Origin of the sequence: Nodosilinea sp. LEGE 06152 (assembly GCF_015207525.1) — a bacterium.
In the GTDB taxonomy this organism is placed as follows: Bacteria; Cyanobacteriota; Cyanobacteriia; order Phormidesmidales; family Phormidesmidaceae; genus Nodosilinea.
Genome location: NZ_JADEWR010000043.1, coordinates 1 through 5,975 on the forward strand (window position 1 = coordinate 1; position 5,975 = coordinate 5,975).

7 protein-coding genes are annotated in these 5,975 nt (G+C 58.7%); 3 read left to right on the forward strand and 4 right to left on the reverse strand.

What is annotated here, in order from left to right:
• Positions 1 to 182: 182 nt before the first annotated feature.
• Complete coding sequence (locus IQ265_RS28415; RefSeq protein ID WP_194059892.1) at positions 183 to 566, reverse strand: helix-turn-helix domain-containing protein; 384 nt, start codon at positions 564 to 566, stop codon at positions 183 to 185.
• A gap of 173 nt (positions 567 to 739) precedes the next feature.
• Here IQ265_RS28415 and IQ265_RS28420 point away from each other — a divergent pair, with 173 nt between their 5' ends.
• Entirely contained in the window at positions 740 to 1,348 is a 609-nt protein-coding gene (locus IQ265_RS28420; protein ID WP_194059894.1) for a flavodoxin family protein, read from the forward strand.
• Between the two features lie 87 nt (positions 1,349 to 1,435).
• On the opposite strand, the gene IQ265_RS28425 is transcribed toward IQ265_RS28420, so the two are convergent.
• A complete protein-coding gene (locus IQ265_RS28425; protein ID WP_194059896.1) occupies positions 1,436 to 1,774 on the reverse strand; it encodes a helix-turn-helix domain-containing protein in 339 nt (112 codons plus the stop codon).
• Positions 1,775 to 1,890: 116 nt separating this feature from the next.
• Between IQ265_RS28425 and IQ265_RS28430 the strand changes: the two genes are divergently transcribed.
• Positions 1,891 to 2,634: an SDR family oxidoreductase gene (locus IQ265_RS28430; protein WP_194059902.1), complete on the forward strand. Its 744-nt coding sequence runs from the start codon at positions 1,891 to 1,893 to the stop codon at positions 2,632 to 2,634.
• Between the two features lie 165 nt (positions 2,635 to 2,799).
• Positions 2,800 to 4,440 (forward strand): alpha/beta hydrolase, encoded by a 1,641-nt coding sequence (locus IQ265_RS28435; RefSeq protein ID WP_194059898.1) that lies wholly within the window; start codon positions 2,800 to 2,802, stop codon positions 4,438 to 4,440.
• A 78-nt stretch (positions 4,441 to 4,518) separates the two neighbouring features.
• Here IQ265_RS28435 and IQ265_RS28440 read toward each other — a convergent pair whose 3' ends face one another.
• Positions 4,519 to 5,811 carry a Glu/Leu/Phe/Val dehydrogenase gene (locus IQ265_RS28440; RefSeq protein WP_194059900.1) on the reverse strand — a complete coding sequence of 431 codons (1,293 nt, stop codon included), beginning with the start codon at positions 5,809 to 5,811 and terminating at the stop codon, positions 4,519 to 4,521.
• On the reverse strand, positions 5,789 to 5,975 hold a 187-nt coding region (locus IQ265_RS29210), incomplete at its 5' end, for a hypothetical protein (protein WP_228038622.1). The genes IQ265_RS29210 and IQ265_RS28440, both read right to left, overlap by 23 nt.

The following is a 5,975-nucleotide window of genomic DNA, read 5'->3' on the forward strand; positions in this document are numbered from 1 at the left end:
CCACCGCACACACGCAACCGCACACGCGCGTCAATCATGGAACGTAAAGAAGGGACTACTGGGCGGGGGCGGGGGGGGGGGGGGGGGGGGGGCGGGGGGGGGGGTGGGCGGGTAGGCGGGTGGCGGTCCCTGAGCGGAGTCGTTCGCGCTAACGTCTCCCGTAGGGAGAAAGGGGGTGGGTGTTATAGCGTTAGCTCTTGGGGGGTGGCGGTGGGTAGGCAGGGGGCGGCGTCGGGTGCCGCTGGTCCATACCAGCGCTGGGCCAGACCGTTAAGCTGATCGAGAATGGCGACCAGTTCGCCCGCCCGCTCCGTTAGGCTGTAGGTGACTTGGGGCGGCACGGTGGGCTCGTAGTGGCGATTCACAATGCCCTCTTGCTCCAGCATGCGCAGGCGCTCGGTCAGCATTTTGGTAGAAATGCCCTCGACCTGCCGCCGCAGCGCCCCAAACCGAGTGGGGCCGACGGTTGAGAGAATCCAGAGAATGTACATCGTCCAAGGCCCCGACAGCATGGTCATCAGCTGGCTAACGGGGCAGGGGTTGCGATCGCTGGTGCGGCTAGACATGGGGATAGAGATTGAGGTGCAGGGTTTAGGGTAAGGGGTTCAAGGGCAACCTTAAATCCTCTCTGTATACCAGAATACCTATTTTAGACTTTGATGGTTACTTCAGGGTGCCTACTTTACTCGAGTAAGTAGTTACTTTTAGTATCTACGGGTAGCGCGACAGGTAATTTTCCATGGCAACTATTGCAATTGTTTACTTCTCGGGCGGTGGGCATACCCATTTGATGGCCGAGGCGATCGCGGCTGGGGTGCGCACCGCAGGCCATACCGCAGATCTGCTGCGGATTACAGGTGAGCAAATCAATCAGGGCCGCTGGCAAGACGACGCCGTCATGGCTCGGCTAAACGAGGCAGACGCTATTGTGTTTGGTTCGCCCACCTACATGGGTGGGGTAGCGGCTCAGTTCAAAGCCTTCATTGACGCCGCCAGTTCCGCCTGGTTTGCCCAGCAGTGGAAGGACAAAATTGCCGCCGGGTTTACCCACTCCAGCTCCCCCAGCGGTGATAAACAGGGCACGCTGCTGTACCTGGCGATCAATGCCGCCCAGCACGGCATGGTGTGGATTGGGGCCACCGATATGCCCAGCCAGTACCAGGGCAAAACCGACGGCATTAACCGCCTGGGCTCGTTCCTGGGGATTATGGGCCAAAGCGCCATGAGCATGGACGGCAGCCCGGCCACGATCGAGTCGGGCGATCGCTTGACCGCCGAGCTGTTTGGCCAGCGCATTGCCGCTGCCGTCGCGCGCTGGATGCCCCAGAAGGTTGCTGTGCCCGCCTAGGTCACCGCAGCAAGAAAAATCGTTTGGATCGTGCTCTAGTTGTGCTCTAAAGGCCGTGTTTTAATATCATCAAAACACGGCCTTTGCCTATGGTGGGGGTGTGCCATGTAGTGCCATATGCTGCTCTCCCCAGCTACAAAGAGCTTCCAAAACTGGAATTAGACTGTGACCGTAATCAGTAAAAGAATACTCTACCTTGGGAGACTTGCTAGGGTGCGAAACCCGCAGCACAAGTCCATCTTTTTCTAGCTCTCGAAGCTGCTGCGTTAAAACTTTCTCACTAATACCAGGAATCAGGCGTTTTAGCTCACCAAATCGCTTCGTTTCCTCGCGCAAATGCCAAAGAATTAGAATTTTCCACTTGCCGCCTAGGACTTTGAGAGTTGCCTGAACGAACTCTGTGCCTGCGGTGACTGTCTCCGCCATGCCTGAACCTAGATAGTCTTAACCGGTGGGGTACTTACGACAAAGTAAGTACTTTGCAAACCACAAAGCTCAGTATACCGTTGGGGAAATACTTCAGCAAAAAGGTAGTGGTCAACATGCAAATTGAGAATGCTGTGGCGTTAGTAACCGGTGCCAATGGTGGTATTGGAAAACACTATACTGAAACCTTGCTGGCTCTAGGGGCCACTCGAATTTACGCTGGAGCTAGAAAGATTAGCAGTCTAGATGATTTAGTCGCGATCGACCCCGATCGCATTATTCCCGTTGCCCTGGACATTACGGATGAGACAACCGTAGAGGCCGCCGCATTGCAGTGCAGCGACGTCAATCTGCTGATTAATAATGCAGGAATTGGCCTGCTCAAAGGGTTTATTTCTGCCCCCAACCTTTCCGCAGCCCGGTCTGAAATGGAGGTAAATTATTTTGGCACGCTGGCGATGTGTCGGGCCTTTGCGCCTGTGCTCAAGGCCAACGGTGGTGGTGCAGTCATCAATATGCTGAGCATTTTAGGTCGAGTCAATTTCCCCATGAACGCCTCCTACAGCGCCTCCAAGGGAGCGGGCTACATTTTGACCCAGGGGGTGCGGGCCGAGTTGGCGGCGCAAAATACTCTGGTAATTGGCGTCATGCCCGCTACGGTAGATACCCCAGTCAGTCAAGATTTTCCGCCCCCCAAGGTGGCTCCAGAGACGGTGGTTCAGGCGGCGCTCCAGGCGGTGGTTGATGGGGTAGAAGATGTTTATCCCGGTGAACAGGCTGAGACCATGGCGGCGCAGCTGCTCAGTGACCCCAAAGGGCTGGAGAAGGCGATGGCGGCGATGCTGCCCCAGCCAGCCTGAGGATAGAGCATTCATGAAAAAACGTGGTGATGCTGGCGGTGCCGTGGCCAGCGGCGAGTTGCCAACCGTGGGGTTAAAGGTGCTACAGCGCTGAATGGTGGGGGCGCTATAGGGTGCTGGATGACTGCTAGGGTTGCTAACGTTCTTCTCATTCTCTAAATTGCTATGGCACGGCTGACAGGGCACCGGGTAAACCGCAGATGGTGGCGATCGCTAGTTGTAGGGCTCAGCAGCGCTCTGCTGGCTCTGCCGGGGCTGGCCGCTGAGCGCATTGAGTTTTTCTACGGCCCCTTTGAAGTCACCGTGCGCGTAGACGACCTTCAGCACTTTGCCGACACTGGTGAAGTAAGAGGGAGTTTGCGACCCGTTACCCGGCAGCTAGACGCCGCCCAGCGAAACGGTTTGCGGAGCTTTCTCAATCGCTCGTTTAATCTAAATGTCACCACGGTGGCAGAGCTGACCTATTCGCCGGTCGGAGTGAGGCTGCTGGGCCAGCTGGGCGAACTCATTCAAACCGATGACCAGCGCAGCGGGTTTTTGGCCCTGCGAGCCAGCCTGATTCTGGCAGCGGCTGACGAGGCGGGCCTAACGGCCATGAATATTTTGCAGCAGTTTCCACTGGAAACCATCCAGCTCAACTATGCCGTGGCCCAACAGCTGCTGGGCGAGGGTCAACAGTTTTTTCAGCGGCGGGCAGCGGTGCTGGCGGCGCTGGATGCGGTGGCGCAGCATTCAGCGCTCCCAGCGGCAGGTGGTCTAGCATCGCCAGCGCAGCCGGGAGCCTACGCCTGGGAGCAGCGCACCCTTCAGTTTGACAATCCGCTGCGGCAGACTCAGCCTGTGGCCGACCTGTACCTGCCTACCGTACCTGCACCGCCCGGTTCGCTGCCCGTGGTTGTAATCAGTCACGGGGCCGCCTCAACCCGGCAGACCCTGGCCTATCTGGCCCGGCACCTGGCCTCCCACGGCTATGCCGCCGTAGTGCTCGAACACGAAGACAACGGCGCTCAGTTTGAGCAATTTCTCAACGGTCTGGCCCAGCCCCCCGACCCCATGACGTTGATCAGCCGCCCCCGGGATGTGACGGCGGTGCTCGACGCGCTGGAGGCGATCGCCCCCAGTGACCCCAGCCTGGCGCGTTTAGACTTGACCAATGTGGGGGTGATGGGGCAGTCGCTAGGGGGCTATACGGCGCTGGCTGTGGCCGGAGCGACGTTTAACCCCGAAGCCCTGGGGCAGGTTTGCCCGTCGCCTACCCAGAGTCGCCTTTCGCTCAACCTGTCGCTGCTGGTGCAGTGCGAGCTATTGGATGTTGCCGGGCCGCTGCCCAGTTCGCTGCGCGATCGGCGGGTAACCAGCGCGATCGCCATTAGCCCCCTGACCAGCCGCATCTTTGGCCAGGCCGGGCTGAGTCAGATAGAGATTCCGGTGATGGTAATAGCTGGCACCGACGACTACCTGACCCCAGCCTTACCGGAGCAAATTCAGCCCTTTGGTTGGCTGACCAACCTCGAAAAGTACCTGGTCGTGGTGAGCGCTGGCACTCATTTTTCGTTTCTGGCAGGCAACACCAGCGGTGGCGCACTGCCCGTGCCTGAAGACTTCTATGGTCCAGATGCCAGGGCGGCCTACCCGCTGATTCAGGGGTTGAGCCTCGCCTTCTTTGATCGCTATCAGCGCGGTGAGACAGCCGCTGCCGGTTATCTAACCCAGGCATACCTAGATACGTTTGCCCAGGCCCCCTTCCGAGCGCTGATTGTGCGGGAGTTGCCCACTGCTGCCGAGGAGGCCTTGTCGGTTAGGTAGCGTTGTAGGGGCATTGCCGTGCAATGCTCCCTACCAGGCGTCGGTTTTAGGCTGGGGTTTTGTGAGTTGGGTTTGAAATCAGATGCCGCTGACGTAGTAGTCGCGGGTGCCCTTATCGTTGAGGGCATCGCCGAGGCGCTCCAGAGCGTGGACGTAGGCGGCGGTGCGGGGGCGAATGTCGAGATCCTGGGCAATCTTCCAGATGCTTTCGGCCTCGGCCACCATCATCGACTTGAGGCGGTTGTTGACATCCTCCACCGACCAGTAGAGGCCGCTGCGGTTTTGCACCCACTCGAAGTAGCTCACCGTTACCCCGCCCGCATTCACCAGAATGTCGGGGAAGACGTAGATGCCCTTGGCCGCCAAGGTGTCGTCAGCCTCGGAGGTGATGGGGCCGTTGGCCACCTCAAAGATGTAGCGGGCCTGAATGGCATCGGCATTCTCGGCGGTGATCTGGTTCTCCAGCGCCGCTGGCACCAAAATGTCCACATCCAACGCCAGCAGTTCTTCGTTGGTCAAAATGGAGTGGTCGTTGACGACGCTGCACACGGTGCCCTCGCAGTACACCGCCTTGAGGCTGCGGGTCGAGGTCTTAAACTGCTGAATGCTGGGGATATCTAGCCCCGAGGGGGAATATACCCCGCCCTGGGAGTCGCTGACAGCCACAATTTTGTACCCGGCATCAAACAGCAGGCGGGCGATGACGCTGCCCGCGTTGCCAAAGCCCTGCACCGCCACGGTGGTGGTTTGGGGGGCGCGGCCAAACTTGGCCATCATCGCCTGCAAAACGTAGAAAGCCCCGGTGCCGGTGGCGGTGTCGCGGCCCTGGCTGCCGCCCATGCTCAAGGGTTTGCCCGTGATCACCGCCGGGCTGAGCTTGCGGCGAATGATGCTGTACTGATCCATCATCCAGCCCATGATCATGGGGTTGGTGTAGACATCGGGGGCGGGGATGTCGACATCGGGGCCAATGAAATTGGCGATCGCGTCAATATACCCCCGGCTCAAACGCTCTAGCTCAAACTTCGACAGCTCCTTGGGGTTCACCGTCACGCCGCCCTTCGCGCCACCCAGAGGCAGGTTCAGCGCCGCGCATTTAAACGTCATCCAGAAAGCCAGCGACTGCACCTCGTCGAGGGTGACATTGGGGTGAAAGCGAATGCCTCCCTTAGTGGGACCGCGAGTGTCGTCGTAGCGCACCCGGTAGCCCTGAAACACCTTCAGAGTACCGTCATCCATTCGCACCGGAATCGACACGGTGAGACTGGCCTTGGGATAGCGCAACCGTTCGGAAGCATCCTCAGAAATCGAAACGTACTTAAGCGCCCGCTCTAGACGGCGGTTGGCATCAGACAAAATAGAGGTGGTCATAGACGAACACCAGGGGTGAAGGGATTGGTGGAGCAGCGAATTTCACCGCTGTTATTAAGGTTCCGCCAGGTCGAATCGGCTCAGCCAAAAAGCAATATTTTGTATTGAAAGCTACCGTTTTGCTCTCCCTCACCCTGCGAGGAATGCAAAATTCAAAGTGCAAA

What these genes read in the sequence shown, in the direction of transcription:
- IQ265_RS28420 (WP_194059894.1), top strand. Translation starts at nt 740, where the DNA reads ATGGCAACTATTGCAATTGTTTACTTCTCGGGCGGTGGGCATACCCAT.
- IQ265_RS28430 (WP_194059902.1), top strand. Translation starts at nt 1,891, where the DNA reads ATGCAAATTGAGAATGCTGTGGCGTTAGTAACCGGTGCCAATGGTGGT.
- IQ265_RS28425 (WP_194059896.1), bottom strand. Translation starts at nt 1,774, where the DNA reads ATGGCGGAGACAGTCACCGCAGGCACAGAGTTCGTTCAGGCAACTCTC.
- IQ265_RS28415 (WP_194059892.1), bottom strand. Translation starts at nt 566, where the DNA reads ATGTCTAGCCGCACCAGCGATCGCAACCCCTGCCCCGTTAGCCAGCTG.
- IQ265_RS28440 (WP_194059900.1), bottom strand. Translation starts at nt 5,811, where the DNA reads ATGACCACCTCTATTTTGTCTGATGCCAACCGCCGTCTAGAGCGGGCG.
- IQ265_RS28435 (WP_194059898.1), top strand. Translation starts at nt 2,800, where the DNA reads ATGGCACGGCTGACAGGGCACCGGGTAAACCGCAGATGGTGGCGATCG.